Here is a 15,256-nt window from a genome sequence, read left to right as displayed (position 1 = left end):
GACTCTCCATGATGAAATCCCTGTTCCGCCCGTTCATGCTGGCGGCACTGCTGTGCGCCGCGCCATGGTCGGTGCTGGCCAACGAACCGCTGCTGGCCGGCGGCGACTATTCGGTGCTGCCGCTGATGGAAAAGCATGGCGCCGTGTTCAGCGACCGCCAGGGCAAGCCCGGCGACGCGCTGAAGATCCTGCGCGAATCGGGCCACAACATCGCCCGCCTGCGCCTGTACGAAGGTGCGGGCCCCGGCACCGGCAACGAAGGCTGGCACTGGCCGGCCGGCTCGATGGACCTGCCGGACCTGCTGAAGATGGCCCGCCGCAGCGCGGACCTGGGCATGCAGATCGAGCTGACGTTCCACTACAGCGATTTCTGGACCAACAGCAAGACGCAGATCGTGCCGGCCCGGTGGCGCGCCGAACTGGACAAGCTGCCGGACGACCAGGCCCGCTTCGAGCGCCTGCGCAAGCTCGTGTTCGAGCGCACGCGCGAAGTGATGGCCGCGCTGAAGGCGCAGGGCACCACGCCGCAGTATGTCTCGGTCGGCAACGAGACCGAAGGCGGCATGCTGTACCCGTACGGGAAACTGGGCGGCAAGACGCTCGACGAGAACTGGCCGCGCCTGGGCGCGCTGTTCCAGGCCGGCTATGACGGCGTGAAGGCCGTGTCGCCCGCCAGCCAGGTGATCATCCACCTGGACGACGGCGGCAATGTGGCCAAGTACCGCCACTATTTCGATCACCTGCAGAAGCTGGGCGTGAAGTGGGACGTGATCGGCGCATCGTACTATCCGTTCTGGACCAAGCGGAACGTGGCCCAGTTCACCGCCTTTGCGCGGGAGATCACGAAGCACTACGACCGCGACCTGTTCGTGATGGAGACGGGCTTCAACTGGTCGCCGGTACTGCCGAACGGCCACGCCGGCCAGCTCGCGGACAACGGCCCATACCCCGCATCGATGAGTTCACCGGAAGGCCAGGCCGCGTTCATCGACGAGTTGCTGGGCGCCCTGCGCCGCACCGACCGCGTGCTGGGCGTGCTGTACTGGGACCCGGTGATGATCCAGGTGCCGGGTACCGGCTGGGCGGTGCGCGACGCGGACGGCAAGCCGGGCGAGAACGTGGTGTCGAATACCACGCTGTTCGACTTCAAGGGCCGCGCGCTGCCGGTGCTCGATGCGTGGCGCAAGCATACGCCGGCGGTCCGCAAGCAGTAAAAACGGGGGAACGCTTTGATTGACGGGGGCAGGGCAGCGGCCTATCATGGCTGACGCACCGGGGATTTGCACCCGGTTTTGCCCCCGATCGCGTCACCCGCATGCACGACCTCCATTCCGACCGATTCGTCCGCTCCCACCTGAAGATGCGCCAGCTCGTGCTGCTGGTGGAACTTGGCCGCCATGGCTCGATCCTGCACGCGGCCCAGGCGGCGAACCTCACGCAGCCGGCGGCATCGAAGCTGCTGGCCGAACTGGAACACGCGCTGAACGTGCAGCTGTTCGAGCGGTTGCCGCGCGGCGTGCTGCCGACCTGGTATGGCGAAGTGCTGATCCGCCGCGCGGGTGCCGCGCTGGCCGAGATGGATGCGGCGCACCAGGAAGTGATGGAGCTGCTGGCCGGCCTGTCGGGCAAGGTCAATGTCGGCGCGGTACTGACGCCTTCGGCCAGCCTGCTGCCCGATGCGATCAAGCTGCTCAAGACACGCCACGCCCGGGTGCGCGTGTCCGTCACCGTCGATACGAGCAAGCTGCTGACCGATAAACTGCGTGCCGGAGAACTGGACATCGTCATCGGCCGCGTGCAGGATTCGCACGCCGCCGGCGAACTGCATTTCGAGCCGATCACCGACGAGCCGCACAGCCTCATCGCCGGCGCTGGCCACCCGCTGGCATCGCGCACGGACCTGACACCGGCCGACCTGGCCTGCGAACCTTGGATCGTGCCGCCGGCCGGCTCGGTGCTGCGCGACCGGCTGACGGCGCTGTTCCTGTCGCACGGCCTGGAGCCGCCATCGGACACCGTGGAAGCGATGGCGCTGCCCGTCATCGTCAACCTGCTGGCGGGCAGCCGCATGGTGTGCGCGCTGCCGGCCGAACTGGTGCGCCCTTACCTGGACATGGGGCTGATCACCGTTCTCCCGTACGACCTGGGCCTGACGATGGACCTGTATGGTATCGTCACCCGCAAGCAGCATCGGCTGTCGCCAGGGGCGGAAGCGATGCTGGCCACGCTGCGCGAAGTGGCCGCGCAGCGCTACCCTCGGCTCGGGAGCATGGATGAAGGCGTGTAATCTGTTTGGCGTGAATGGCCGCCTCGTACTGGCGGACAAGGATGCGGCGGCAACGCCGCTGTGCACTGGCGACGAGCGCGAAGACCGGAACTTCGTCAAGGGGCTGCACAAGGAAATCGCGCTGCTGCAGGAAATGCTGTACGCGGAACGCCAGCGCAAGGTGCTGCTGGTGCTGCAGGGTGTCGATTGCGCCGGCAAGGACGGCACCGTGCACCAGTTGTTCGGCCGGATCAATCCGATGGGCCTGCGCCCCGTGCGTTTCGACGTGCCGACATCGGCCGAAACCGCGCGCGACTTCCTGTGGCGCGTGCACCTGCAGGTACCGCGCAAGGGCGAGATCGCCGTGTTCAACCGCAGCCATTACGAAGACGTGCTGCACCCGGTCGTGTATGGCCAGATCAGCGACATCGAGGCGGGCCGTCGCCTTGCGCAGATCCAGGAATTCGAACGCATGCTGGCCGAATCCGGCACCACGATCGTCAAGGTGTTCCTGCACATCTCGAAAGACGAACAGCGCCGGCGGCTGCAGGACCGCATCGACAATCCGGAAAAGCACTGGAAGTTCGATCCGGAAGACCTGAAGCACCGCGAGAAATGGTCCGAGTACCACGCGGCCTATGACAAGGCGATCGCCGGCACGGATGCGCCCCATGCGCCCTGGTACATCGTGCCGGCCGATTCGAAGCCGCACCGGGATACCGCCGTGGCGGCGCTGCTCGCGGAAACGATGCGGGCGATGAACCTCGCGTATCCGGCAGGAGATCCCAAGATCGCCAAACTGCGGGTGAAGTAGCGGGGGGCTGCCGGCGCGCCTTTCGGCTCGCCATATCGGCCCGCCGGCATGGCATTCGCTGGTCGCCGATTGTTCATGTGATATTGCCAGGCAAACAAGGTTACACTGGCGCATCGCCTTGCAATCGTGAATATGCCGCCTTCCCACGCCCGCCTCGGGCTGCTCCTCGTCGTCCTGCTGCATCCCCTGATGGCCTGGGCCAGCTCGCACCTTCTGACCGAGTATGCACACACCGCGTGGCATGGCCAGCGCGGCGCACCCGCCGACGTCGTGCAGTTCGCCCAGACACCGGACGGCTGGTTGTGGGTCAGTTCGCCCCATGGCCTGTTCCGCTTCGACGGCCTGGACTTCGAGCGCATGGACAGCGTGCAGGGCCATCGCCTGCACTCGACCAACACGCTGGGATTGCTGGTCACGCGCGACGGCCGGCTATGGGTCGGTGACCGTTTCGGTGGCATCAGCGTGTTTTCCGCGGGGCGCATGCGCGTGTTCAGGGAGGCTGACGGGCTGCCCCCCGGCGCCGTGATGACGATGGCGGAAGCGCCCGACGGCGGCGTATGGGCCGCCACCAGTACCGGCCTGGGGTACCTGGCGGCGGGTGCATCGCGCTTTCGCCGTGTCGGCACCGCCGAGGGCCTGCCGGTGACGCGCACGCGCCAGGTGCTGTATGGCCGCGATGGCCGCCAGTGGGTGTCTGTCGAAGGTGGGATCTACTTCCGGGATCCCGGCGCCGCGCGCTACCGGCGGGCGTGGCCCTACCTCGACATGATGGCGATCGCCGAGGCGCCGGACGGCACGATCTGGGGATCGGACGGCATCGACAAGCACTATCGCGTGCTGACGGCCCCGCCGCCCGGCAATCCGCCGCCGCGCGCCGAGCTGGGTGGCAACGGTGCCCTGTTCGACCGCGATGGCAATATGTGGATACTGAAGGTCGATGCTCTGGAGCGCCGCAGGGCGCCCTATGTCGGCCCCGCGGCGCGGCCGCAGCAGCTGACGCGCACGAATGGCCTGAGCGGCCCGCTGATCCAATCGATCTTCGAAGACCGCGAAGGCAATATCTGGGTGGGGACCTCGGCTGGCCTGGACCGCTTGCGGCGTACCCGCCTGCGCACGGTACCCGTCGATACGGCATTCGACCGACCCGGGGTGATCGCCGATGACCGGGGCGGTGTCATTATCGGCGACAGCCGCAAGCCGCTGCGCCGCCATGACGCGGACGGCGCCGGCGAAACACTGGGCCCCATGGAACTGAGCGCCGCATACCGCGCGCCCGACGGCACGCTGTGGTTCGCGAATCACCAGGCACGGTGGCGCCGGACCGCGTCGGGTACGCTGCTACGGCTGCCGCATCCCGCGCAGGTGACCGGTCACGACACCCAGGCCATGGTGACCGATCGGCAGGGGCGGATGTGGATGTCGATGGCGCGCGTGGGGCTGTTCCAGATCCGGGATGGCGAGTGGCACAGGAACGGCGGCCTGCCGGGATTGCCGGATGGGCTGGCGCTGGCACTGGCATGCGATGGCGCCGGCCGCGTCTGGGCGGCCTATCTGCGCAACAGGATCGCCATGATCGATGGCGACAGCGTACGGGTGTTCGACCGGGCCGCTGGCCTGGACCTGGGCAACGTGCAGGCGCTGCTGGTGGACGGCACCCGGATCTGGGCGGGCGGGCAGAACGGATTGGCCTGGTATGACGGGCAGCGCTGGCACGGCGTCACCCCGGCCGGGCAGCAGCCGTTGCGGGGCATCTCCGGCCTCGTCCGCACGCCCGATGGCGACCTGTGGCTGCACGGTTCCGACGGGATCAGCCGCATCGCCGCCACCGATGTCGCGCGCTTGTGGCGTGCGCCGGCGCGGCCGTTGCCGTACGAACGTTTCGACGCGCTCGACGGCCTGGTGGGCAGTGCCGAACAGTTGCGCCCGCTGCCATCGATGGCACGCAGTACCGATGGCCGGCTGTGGTTCGCCACCGCCAGCGAAGTCGCCACCCTCGATCCCGCCCGCATTCCACGCAATGCCCTGGCCCCGCCGGTGCAACTGCTGTCGGTGCGTTCCGGCGACGTCGCGTATCCAGCCAGGGATGGCTTGCGCCTGCCGGCGGGCAGCCGGGATCTGCAGATACGGTACACGGCGCTCAGCCTGGCCGTTCCCGAGCGGGCACGCTTTCGCTACCGGCTCGACGGGGTCGACGAGCGCTGGCAGGAAGCAGGTTCGCGCCGGGAAGCGATCTATACGAACCTGCGTCCCGGCCGTTACCGGTTCCGGGTCATGGCCGCCAACGAAGACGGCGTATGGAACGAGAGCGGCGCCACGCTGCACCTGGTTTTCCTGCCACGCTTCGTGGAAACCACGTTGTTCGCTGTCCTGATGGTGCTGCTGGCGGTGGCGCTGCTGGGCGGGTTATACCTGTTGCGTGTGCGCCGCCTGACCGTGCGGATGGTGGACCTGATGCACGAGCGGCTGGCCGAGCGCGAGCGGATCGCCCGGGGCCTGCACGATACCTTGCTGCAAAGCGTGCAGGGCTTGATCATGCTGTTCGACCAGCAGGTACGCAAGCTGCCCGTCGGTTCCACCGAGCGCGACAAGCTCGAGCAGACACTGGACCTGGCCGACGCGCTGATGATCGAGGGGCGCGACTGCATCACGGACCTGCGCGCGGCCAGCGAGCCGGCCGAACTGGGCCAGGCGCTGACGCAGTACGGCCATGTGCTGCTGCAGGAACGCTTTGCCGCGAGCATCCATGGCAAGCCACGGACCGTGTGCCCGAAAGTGCGCGCGGAAGTGCACGCGATCGCCCGCGAAGCCCTGTTCAACGCCTCGCGCCATGCCCGCGCGAACCTGGTGGAACTCATCATGGACTACCGTGCGGACCGGCTGGTGGTGCTGGTGCGCGACGATGGCTGCGGCATGGCGCCGGCGATGGTGGCGGGCGCCGGCCAGCCCCGGCACTTCGGCATCGTCGGCATGCACGAGCGGGCGGCGGCGATCGGTGCCGTGTGCAGACTGGACTCGGCCCCGGGCAAGGGCACGTCCGTGTACCTGGAGATCGCGGCCGAAGCGGCATATCCCGGGCGCCGTTCCGCAGCCCTGTTCAACCGGCTGCGCCCGCGCAGCCGGACACCCGCTCAGGTGGCGTAGGCACCGACCGCTCGAAAGAGCTAGTGATGGCGCGCTCTTCATGACGAATACAAGTGTGCAGTCCGACGGTAAGCTGTGCAGGCATGAAAACGATGTCAGCCACTAACCGACGAGAGACCCGAATGACCAACCATACCAACCCGAACCCGCTGCGCCGCAACGTCCTGATGAGCGCCGCCACGGCCGCGGCCGGCGCCGCGGCGGCCGGTGTCGCCCTGAATGCTTCCGCCGCGCCGGCGGCCGCGCCGGTCCGTGGTGGCGGCCAGCTCACGACGCGCGATGGGGTGTCGCTGTACTACAAGGATTGGGGCCCGAAAAATGGCCAGCCCGTCGTGTTTTCCCATGGCTGGCCACTGAACTCGGACAGCTGGGAATCGCAGATGTTCTTCCTGGCGAACCACGGCTACCGCTGCATCGCCCACGATCGTCGTGGGCACGGCCGCTCCAGCCAGCCATGGGACGGCAACGACATGGACCACTACGCCGACGACCTGGCCCACCTGATCGAAACGCTCGACCTGAAGAACGCCGTGCTGGTGGGCTTTTCCACGGGTGGCGGTGAAGTGGCGCGGTATGTCGGCCGCCATGGCACGAAGCGCACGGCCGGCCTGGTCCTGGTATCGGCCGTGCCGCCGCTGATGCTGAAAACCGCCGACAACCCGGGCGGCCTGCCGCGCGAAGTCTTCGACGGCATTCGCGCCGGATCGGTCGCCAACCGTTCCCAGCTCTACAAGGACATCGCCGCCGGTCCGTTCTTCGGCTTCAACCGGGCCGGCGCGAAGGTCTCGCAGGCCCTGGTCGACAGCTGGTGGATGCAGGGCATGATGGCCGGGCACAAGAACACCTATGACTCGATCAAGGCGTTTTCCGAAACGGATTTCCGTGCCGACCTGCGCAAGTTCGACAAGCCCACGCTGATCATCCATGGCGACGATGACCAGATCGTGCCGATCGATTCCTCCGGCCGCGCGGCCGCCGCGATCGTCAAGCACGCCAGGCTGCTGGTTTATCCGGGCGCGCCGCATGGCTTGACGGACACCCACAAGGACCAGGTCAACACTGACCTGCTGGCCTTCCTCAAGGGCTGAAGCGGAAATTGCAGCAGGCGTTGAAGTAGCAGTTGAGGCAGGCGTTGAAGCAGATGCGCGGCTAGAGGGAAAGAATGCCGCGCTTGATGGCGATGGCGACCGCATGGGTGCGGTCGCTGGCGCCCAGTTTCGCCAGGATGGTGCGCATATGGGTCTTGACGGTATCTTCCGCGATGCCGAGTTTCACGCCGATCTGCTTGTTCGCATTGCCGCCCGCGGCGCTGCGCAGCACCGCCACTTCACGCTCGCTCAGGTGCGGCTGGCCCAGGTGCTCGACCAGCGTGCAGGCCACGTCGGGCGGTATCCAGCGATTCCCCGCGTGCACGGCGCGTATGGCCGCGAGCAAGTCCTGGCGCACGCTGCTCTTCATCAGGATGCCGCACGCACCCAGTTCCATTGCGCGACGCAGCTGGTGATCGCCGCCCAGGGTCGTCAGCATGAGGACCCGGGCGTTGCCATGCTGCCGGCGCAACGCTTCCAGCGCCTGGATGCCATCCATGTCGGGCATTGCGATGTCCATGATGGTGACATGCGGCCGCAAGGCCTCGTAGGAGGCCAGCACATGGGTGCCATCCTCCAGCTCGCCGACCACGGTGAGGTCCGGCTGGCTGCAAATCGTGTCGACCAGCCCGGCGCGGACGATCGGATGATCGTCGACGACGAGGACGCGGATGGGCGCCGCTTGGCACGGTTCGGTAGTTCGCAAGGCGGATGCTCCATGGGCAGGGCGAGGAGGCCGCCAGTGTAATACAGCTCCAGGCCATCGGGCTGCCAGCCCGCATTCCCGCATGCAGGTTTTTACTTCCCCCACTCAGAAAGAGGCAACCATGAAATTTTCGAAGAACCATGCCAAGGCCGCCATGACGATGGCACTGTTCGCCGTGCAGGCGATGTCCACGGCGTTTGCACAGGCACCGGCAGCCGCTGCGCCGAAGTTCGATGCCAAGGGCATCGCCCGGACCGAGACGGTGCGGCGCGATTTCGACGGCAACCGCGAGGCGATACAGGTGCGTGTCGACTTTGCCCCGGGCGCATCGTTTCCGAAGCATTCCCACCCGGGCGTGGAAATCGCCTATGTCCTGAGCGGTACGATCCAGTATGAACTGGACGGAAAAACGATCACGCTGCAGGCCGGAGAGTCGCTGTACATTCCGGCCGGCGCCGTGCACTCCGCGAAGAACGTGGGGCCGGACATCACGGCGGAACTGGCCACCTACCTGGTGGAGAAGAACAAGCCGATCGTCATCCTGGACAAATGACGCGGGGCCGGCCGCCATCGCTGGACTCCTGCTCAGTTTTCGTAATGGACATCGGGATTGGCCAGGCGATAGGCGGCCAGCTCGGCCTGCACTTCGGCGCGGGTCTTGCCCTGGCCGGGCGCATCGTCCATCACGAACGGATAGTGCTCGCCAACGGCCAGCTCGCCACGCTGCTGGGCAACCCGCAATTCGGCACGCACCTGGTCGCGTGTCCTGGTCGAGACGGTCTCGAAGTGGGTGCCCGAGTACAGTTCGCCGGAGGCGAAGAGGTTGCCTGTGGCGACGGCCGCGGTGTGTTCCGCGGTCACCTGGATACGCGGCATGTCGCTGGATTGCTGAGCCGATACATGGGCGGAAGCGAGCAGGGCGCTGGTGGCAAGTGCGAGGGCAATGGTTTTCATGGCGGTATTCCTCAAGATAGGATTTTGTAAGCGATTAAATAGCGTGCTACTTATTGGCTGCAATCTGACGTTACAGCCGGCCCTCGAGCGCCATTTCCGGGTTCGTGTGACGATCGGCAGCCAGCTCTGCCGCGACTTCGGCGCGTGTCTTGCCGGTGCCGGATACATCGGATGAAACGAATGGATACTGCTCGCCCACCGTCAGTTCGCCGCGTTGCTGGGCAATGCGCAGTTCGGCGCGCACTTCGTCCCGCGTCCTGGTCGACAAGCCATCCGCGAAGGTGCCGGCATACGAACCGTCGTGGACCAGGTGATGACCGGAAGCGATAGCAGCGCTGTATTCCGCAACCCCCTGGGCGCGGGTCAACTGGGCCGTGGCCGATGCATGGGCCGAAGCGAACAGGGCGGCGGCGGAGAGGGCGATAGCGATCGTTTTCATGTTGTGGCTCCTTGGCAGGTGAAATATCGTATAGCTGGATAGGTTGCTATTTAATCGTGTACTACTTATCCAGGTTTCCGTTGCGGGTTGTTTTGTTGCGATGGAGTGATAATAAATCGTGTGCTATGCAATAGCAAGCGATTTTTTAAGAAAGTTAGCGGTCGAGGAAAGTGGGCGCGAATGCCGTCCGCCTGGTCGATGCGATCGCCAGCGACCGCTCGATGGCGTGGGCGCCGCAACCCGACGAAAACCGCCGGTGACGGACGCGCCGTCAATCACGGCCGTTATTGCGCCCTGGCCCACCGCCCATCAACCGCTCGGTCATCCGCTTCACCGCCCGCATCTGCCGCCCGGACTGCACCGCGAAATCCGGATCGTCGTAATTGAACCAGTCCCAGCACGAATTCGGGTTCCTGAACCGGAGCGGCGCGGCCTGCGGATACAGCACCACGATGCGGTTCGCGTCGGCCCAGCCGTTGTAGCCGGCGTGCCGGACCCAGGCTTCCTTCACGAGTGTCGACGTCTGCCTGCAGCCGTGGAACGCCACGTGCAGCCTGCAGCCGGCGCCGCCGCGTTTGCAGCCGCGCGGTACGTACAGCCAGCCGGTGGCCGCCATGCCGTGTTCTTGCGGGCGGGGCAGGAATTCGGCCTGGTTGAATTCCACGAAGCGGCCGGTGGCGGCGCCATTCGATTTCGGGTGCAACGGGCCGTAGATCCATTGCAGCAGCTCGCCGGCGCCGTCGATATCGCAGTCGCTGATGTAGGGCGCGCCGAGCTGGTCGCAGCGGTTGCCGAAGCTTTCCGTGGGCATCGCGTGTTCGGCCTTCACGTCCTTGCGGTAGCGGATGTTCTCCGGCGGGATGTAATGCTCGTAGTAGGCGTGCAGGTCGTCCATGACGGCCATCGGCACCACGCTGTCGGCCAGGCCGGAAAACAGCCATACCCGGTGCCGGGCCAGGTGACGCGTGGGATCGATCCGGCCGCGTTCGGCATACCGGGCGGTGATGCGGACCAGTTCGGGCACGTTGGTGCCGCCGGGCGACACGGCGCACCACGGCAGGCCGCTGGTGCAGCTGCATAGCGTCGTCGCCACGGTCAGGTTGCCGCGCGAGCACGAGTAAGGGCCCGCGGCGATGACGCCGGCGCCCGTGACGGTGGCCGAATACGCCACGCTGAACTGCACCGCCATGTAGCCGCCGGAGGACAGGCCGGAGACCGACAGCTGGCCGGTCTTCATGGCCGGCAGCGGCGCGGCCGGCGTCGCCGCCAGCGTGGCCGACACGGATAGCAGCATTGCGACTGGCAGGGATAGCGCCCACGCGTGGCGGAAGAACAAAATACGCTTCATTGGCTGCTCCAGACCGGTAGTGTTGCGGGATGCAAGCGCAAAGCCGGGACAGCGCCGTCCGGCCGGCATACAATGGTCTTTTACCATTACATTGCCGATTTCGACATGACTATCCTGTTCAAGTTCACGGCCGTCTCCGCATTTGGCCTGCTGGCTGCGGCAAGCGCCTTCGCGCAGCAGCCCGCTGTATCCACCTCCGCCGCGCCGGCCGCTCCAGCAGCGGCAACGCGCCCGGCCAATTGCCCGGCCATCCTGCACCGCTCGTTCAAGCGCTTGCAGGACGAAGCTCCGCAAGACCTGTGCCAGTATGCCGGCAAGGTGGTCCTCGTCGTCAACACGGCCAGCTATTGCGGCTACACGAAACAGTATGAAGGGCTCGAGGCGCTGCATGCGAAATACGCCGACAAGGGCCTGGTGGTGCTGGGCTTCCCGTCGAACGACTTCGGCAAGCAGGAACCGGGTACGGCAAAGGAAATCGCCGATCTCTGCTTCAACACCTACGGCGTGAAGTTCCCGATGTTCGCCAAGACGGTGGTGTCCGGCAGCGCGGCGAACCCGCTGTACGCAGACCTGATCAAGGCCACCGGCAAGACGCCCGGCTGGAACTTCCACAAGTACCTGATCGGGCGCGACGGCAAGGTCATCGAAAACTTCCCCAGCAAGGTCACGCCGCAGGACAAGGCGGTGGTCGGGGCGATCGAGAAGGCGCTGGCCTCCTGACCAGGTCGTGATCAGTCGCGGGCGAGTTCGAACCCCTCGTCCAGCCATCCGGTGATCCCGCCCGGCATGACCTTCACGGGCCGCCCCAGCTGGGCAATGCGGATGGCGGCCCGGGCGGCGCCATTGCAGTGCGGGCCGGCGCAATAGGTCACGAACAGCGTGTCGGCCGGGTATTCGGCCAGCTTCGACCCGATGATCTTGCGCTGCGCCAGGTCGACGGCGCCCGGCACGTGGCCTTGCGCGTACTTTTCCGTGCCGCGCACGTCCAGCAGCACGAAATCCTGCTGCGGCGTGCCGAGCACGCTGTGCACGTCCCAGCAATCCGTCTCGAACCGCAGTGAATCTTCGAAATGGGCCAGCGCCGCATCGGCGGGGGCGGCGGGAACTTCGGTCACGATCGACATCATCGACTCCTTGATTGGTTGAACGAGGCTTCATTGTCGGCCTGCCCGGCATGCCGGGGCAGTGGCGCAAATGCCAACCTGCGTTAAGATTGCGCCATGCCCCCTGCTCACATTCCGCGACGCCACCTCGTCGTCGCTCTCGCCTACGACGGCCTGTGCACCTTTGAATTCGGCTGCACGGTCGAGCTGTTCGCGCTCGACCGTCCGGAACTGGGCGTGGACTGGTACGACTTCCAGGTGTGCGCCGTGGAGCGGGGCCCGATCCGCGCCGCCGGCGGCATCACGATCCAGGCCCGCTACGCGCCGGGCTTGCTGAAGAAGGCGGACACCATCGTCATTCCCGGCTGGCGCGACGCCGACGAACCGCCACCGCCCGCACTGCTTGCAGCCCTGCGCGCCGCGCACGCCCGCGGCACGCGCCTGTGCTCGATCTGTTCCGGCGTGTTCGTGCTGGCCGCGGCAGGTGTGCTCGATGGCCAGCGTGCCACCACCCACTGGCGCTACGCTGGCCGGCTGGCGCAGCGCCACCCGGCGATCACCGTCGAACCGGATGCGCTGTACATCGACAACGGGCAGGTGATCACCTCGGCCGGTTCTGCCGCGGGGCTGGACATGCTGCTGCACCTGGTGCGCCGCGACTATGGCGCGCGGGTCGGCAACATGGTGGCGCAACGGCTCGTGGTGGCGCCGCACCGCGAGGGCGGGCAGGCCCAGTTCCTGCCACGCCCGATGCCCGCCGACGAAGCGGGGCGGCTGGCAAAACTGATGGACTGGCTGCGGCGGCATCCCGCGCAGGCGCATACCGTGGCCACGATGGCCGAACGGGCGGCAATGAGTGGGCGCACGCTGCAACGGCAATTTCGCGATGCCACCGGCATGGGACCGGTCGAATGGCTGACGCGCGAGCGGATTGCATTCGCCAAGGAGCTGCTGGAATCGCCGCTGCCGCTGGCGCAGGTGGCGGAACGGGCCGGCTTCGGCTCGGAGGAATCGTTGCGGCATCACTTCAGGCGGCTGGCCGCCACGACACCGGGCGCTTACCGGAAAGCATTCCTTGTTGCGGGCACATCCGTGGACTAAGCTGCATGGGCGCGGCCGCCCGGCCGCCCGCGAGCTTTCAAAACAAGGAGGAGTCCACCATGCCCTATGTCGATGGTTTCGTAGTCCCCGTCCCGAAAGACAAGATCGAAGCGTATCGCGCGATGGCCGAGACGGCCGGCGCCGTGTGGCGCGAACACGGCGCACTGGAATTCCACGAGTGCATCGCGGACGATATAAAGCCGGGGGAAGTCACGTCCTTTCCACAAGCCGTGCAGCTCAAGGAGGACGAAACCGTGTTCTTTTCCTGGATCGTCTACAACTCGCGCGAGGAACGCGATGTGATCAATGAAAAGGTGATGAACGATCCGCGCCTGAAGGATTCGATGACGCCGGAATCGATGCCGTTCGACGGCAAGCGCATGTTCTGGGGCGGCTTCAGGACGTTCGTCAGCCTGTAGGCTCCCGGTGCCAACTAGGTCACCAATTCAGCGCGCAGCGCGCCCCGCAGCGCGTTGCAGACGACGATTTCCTCGGCCCCCGCCAGCATGTCGCGCGTGATGGGCGTTTCCGTGGCGCCCCACGCTTCCAGTATCACGGCGCGCATCACGCCCGGCAGCAGGCCGCACGACAGCGGTGGCGTGAGCCAGCGGCCGTCGATGCGCACGAACACGTTGCTGCGGCCGCCCTCGGTCAGTTCGCCCCGTTCATTGAAGTGCAGCTGGTCGAACGCGCCCTGCGCTTCGGCCGCCTTCCAGGCCGCGTCATACCCCGCGCGCAGCGTGCTCTTGTGGCGCAGGAACAGGTCGTTCGACGCGGTGGATGATTCCGCCAGCAGCACGCGCACCGGCTGCTGCAGCGGCGCCAGCACGCCGGTTTGCACCGCGAAACCGCCGGCCCCGTTCATTGCGAGGCGCAACCGGTGTTCCACTCCAGCCTGCAGGGCGTTGCAGGCAACGGCGATATAGGCCCTGGCGGCCGCTTCGTCCCAGGCGAAGCCGAAGTAGCGAGCCGACCGCGCCAGACGCGCCAGGTGCCGTTCCACGTGCCGCGCTCCGCCCTCCCGCGTGGCATGCATCGTTTCGAACAGTTCGAAATCGTTCGACAGGCCGGTCAGGAACCGCGCCTTCAGCCGGCATTCGGCGTATTCGTCCTGCGCCACGCTGTCGTACACGATGCCCGCGCCCACGCCCATCTCGCCGCGCCGCACGCCATCGGCTTCCGGCCGCAGGGCCAGGGTGCGGATCGGCACGTTCAGGCAAAAATCGCCCGGCGCGCCGGGGCGCGGCGGATCGAACCAGCCGATCGCGCCCGTGTACAGGCCGCGCGGGTCCGCTTCCAGTTCGGCGATGATTTCCATCGTGCGCCGTTTCGGCGCACCGGTGATTGAGCCGCAGGGGTACAGCGCGGCGAACAGGTCGGCCAGGCTGGCATCCGGCCGGACCTGCGCCTGCACGGTGGAAGTCATCTGCAGGACGCCGCTGTAGCGCCGCACGTCGAACAGTGCCGGCACCTGCACCGAGCCGGTCACGGCCACGCGGCCGATGTCGTTGCGCAGCAGGTCGACGATCATCAGGTTTTCCGCGCGGTTCTTCGGGTCGGCCGCCAGCACGGCGGCGCGACGTGCATTCTCCGCCTCGATATCGTCAGCCTCGCCCGGCAGCGCCGCGGGCGCGGTGCCTTTCATCGGCTGGGCGGTCAGCATGTTGCCCGTGCGCCGCACGAACAGCTCCGGCGACAGCGACAGCACCGCCGTGCCGTCGTCGGTCATCACCAGCGCGCCATAGGGCACCGGCTGGCGCGCACGCAAGCGCTGGTACAGCGCGCACGGCGAGCCGAAGGCATCGAAGCGCAGGCGGTACGTGTAGTTGACCTGGTAGGTGTCGCCCGCCGCGATGTAGTCGCGAATGCGCGCGATCGCCGCCGTGAACTGCGTTTCGGTGACGCTGGCCGCGATGCCGGCCACGCCGGCGACGCCATGTCCGGTACCGCCGGCAGCGCGCATTTGCTCACATTCCCGCTCGCGTTCCAGCAGCCAGCGTGCCACCGCTTCGCCGTCCAGGTGATCGCACTGCCGGAACAGCAGTACCTGCGCCAGCGGCACGCCGGCATCGCGCGGCGCGATGCCCACGATGTGATGGCCCAGTTCGTAGCTGCACAGCGTGACGGCAAACAGCCCCTGCGCCAGCGCCGCGTCCATGTCCCGCAGCAGGGCCGGCCAGGCATCGAACGAGGTACAGCGCAGCGTGCGCACGTGGCCGGTCAGCAGGCGCGATCGGCCACCGGCGGCGGCATCATCGAGCAGGGCGAAGCATTCGGTATTCATTCGGCATTCATC

15 protein-coding genes are annotated in these 15,256 nt (G+C 66.8%); 9 read left to right on the top strand and 6 right to left on the bottom strand.

What is annotated here, in order from left to right; genetic code table 11:
- Positions 1-8: 8 nt before the first annotated feature.
- From EWM63_RS12615 to EWM63_RS12595, 5 genes are all read left to right on the top strand, one after another.
- Positions 9-1,214 (top strand): glycoside hydrolase family 53 protein, encoded by a 1,206-nt coding sequence (locus EWM63_RS12615; protein ID WP_130186834.1) that lies wholly within the window; start codon positions 9-11, stop codon positions 1,212-1,214.
- A gap of 101 nt (positions 1,215-1,315) precedes the next feature.
- On the top strand, positions 1,316-2,287 hold the full coding sequence (locus EWM63_RS12610; RefSeq protein ID WP_130186833.1) for a LysR substrate-binding domain-containing protein: 972 nt from the start codon (positions 1,316-1,318) through the stop codon (positions 2,285-2,287).
- Complete coding sequence (locus EWM63_RS12605; protein WP_130186832.1) at positions 2,274-3,080, top strand: PPK2 family polyphosphate kinase; 807 nt, start codon at positions 2,274-2,276, stop codon at positions 3,078-3,080. Before EWM63_RS12610 ends, EWM63_RS12605 begins: the two co-directional genes overlap by 14 nt.
- Before the next feature lie 132 nt (positions 3,081-3,212).
- Complete coding sequence (locus EWM63_RS12600) at positions 3,213-6,221, top strand: sensor histidine kinase (protein WP_130186831.1); 3,009 nt, start codon at positions 3,213-3,215, stop codon at positions 6,219-6,221.
- Positions 6,222-6,343: 122 nt separating this feature from the next.
- A complete protein-coding gene (locus EWM63_RS12595; RefSeq protein WP_130186830.1) occupies positions 6,344-7,309 on the top strand; it encodes an alpha/beta fold hydrolase in 966 nt (321 codons plus the stop codon).
- 61 nt (positions 7,310-7,370) lie between these two features.
- Here EWM63_RS12595 and EWM63_RS12590 read toward each other — a convergent pair whose 3' ends face one another.
- On the bottom strand, positions 7,371-8,015 hold the full coding sequence (locus EWM63_RS12590; RefSeq protein ID WP_229487872.1) for a response regulator transcription factor: 645 nt from the start codon (positions 8,013-8,015) through the stop codon (positions 7,371-7,373).
- 121 nt (positions 8,016-8,136) lie between these two features.
- Here EWM63_RS12590 and EWM63_RS12585 point away from each other — a divergent pair, with 121 nt between their 5' ends.
- Positions 8,137-8,568: a cupin domain-containing protein gene (locus EWM63_RS12585; RefSeq protein WP_207221276.1), complete on the top strand. Its 432-nt coding sequence runs from the start codon at positions 8,137-8,139 to the stop codon at positions 8,566-8,568.
- A gap of 32 nt (positions 8,569-8,600) precedes the next feature.
- Here EWM63_RS12585 and EWM63_RS12580 read toward each other — a convergent pair whose 3' ends face one another.
- The 3 genes from EWM63_RS12580 to EWM63_RS12570 all read right to left on the bottom strand — a co-directional run bounded on the left by EWM63_RS12580 (position 8,601) and on the right by EWM63_RS12570 (position 10,756).
- Positions 8,601-8,969, bottom strand: coding sequence for a DUF4148 domain-containing protein (locus EWM63_RS12580; RefSeq protein ID WP_130186828.1), 369 nt, complete (start codon positions 8,967-8,969; stop codon positions 8,601-8,603).
- A 70-nt stretch (positions 8,970-9,039) separates the two neighbouring features.
- Positions 9,040-9,408 (bottom strand): DUF4148 domain-containing protein, encoded by a 369-nt coding sequence (locus tag EWM63_RS12575; protein WP_130186827.1) that lies wholly within the window; start codon positions 9,406-9,408, stop codon positions 9,040-9,042.
- Positions 9,409-9,679: 271 nt separating this feature from the next.
- Complete coding sequence (locus EWM63_RS12570; RefSeq protein ID WP_229487871.1) at positions 9,680-10,756, bottom strand: extracellular catalytic domain type 2 short-chain-length polyhydroxyalkanoate depolymerase; 1,077 nt, start codon at positions 10,754-10,756, stop codon at positions 9,680-9,682.
- 105 nt (positions 10,757-10,861) lie between these two features.
- Between EWM63_RS12570 and EWM63_RS12565 the strand changes: the two genes are divergently transcribed.
- Positions 10,862-11,476 carry a glutathione peroxidase gene (locus EWM63_RS12565; protein ID WP_130186826.1) on the top strand — a complete coding sequence of 205 codons (615 nt, stop codon included), beginning with the start codon at positions 10,862-10,864 and terminating at the stop codon, positions 11,474-11,476.
- A gap of 11 nt (positions 11,477-11,487) precedes the next feature.
- Here EWM63_RS12565 and EWM63_RS12560 read toward each other — a convergent pair whose 3' ends face one another.
- Positions 11,488-11,880, bottom strand: coding sequence for a rhodanese-like domain-containing protein (locus EWM63_RS12560; RefSeq protein ID WP_130190348.1), 393 nt, complete (start codon positions 11,878-11,880; stop codon positions 11,488-11,490).
- A 96-nt stretch (positions 11,881-11,976) separates the two neighbouring features.
- Here EWM63_RS12560 and ftrA point away from each other — a divergent pair, with 96 nt between their 5' ends.
- A complete protein-coding gene (gene ftrA / locus EWM63_RS12555; RefSeq protein WP_130186825.1) occupies positions 11,977-12,960 on the top strand; it encodes a transcriptional regulator FtrA in 984 nt (327 codons plus the stop codon).
- A 59-nt stretch (positions 12,961-13,019) separates the two neighbouring features.
- The gene (locus tag EWM63_RS12550; RefSeq protein ID WP_130186824.1) at positions 13,020-13,379 is read left to right on the top strand and encodes a DUF1428 domain-containing protein; all 360 of its coding nucleotides are present in this window, start codon (positions 13,020-13,022) and stop codon (positions 13,377-13,379) included.
- 14 nt (positions 13,380-13,393) lie between these two features.
- On the opposite strand, the gene pabB is transcribed toward EWM63_RS12550, so the two are convergent.
- Positions 13,394-15,244 (bottom strand): aminodeoxychorismate synthase component I, encoded by a 1,851-nt coding sequence (pabB, locus tag EWM63_RS12545; protein ID WP_130186823.1) that lies wholly within the window; start codon positions 15,242-15,244, stop codon positions 13,394-13,396.
- Positions 15,245-15,256 lie beyond the last annotated feature (12 nt).

This window comes from Pseudoduganella lutea (assembly GCF_004209755.1).
In the GTDB taxonomy this organism is placed as follows: Bacteria; Pseudomonadota; Gammaproteobacteria; order Burkholderiales; family Burkholderiaceae_D; genus Rugamonas; species Rugamonas lutea.
This window is presented reverse-complemented; position numbering and strand designations above follow the sequence as displayed.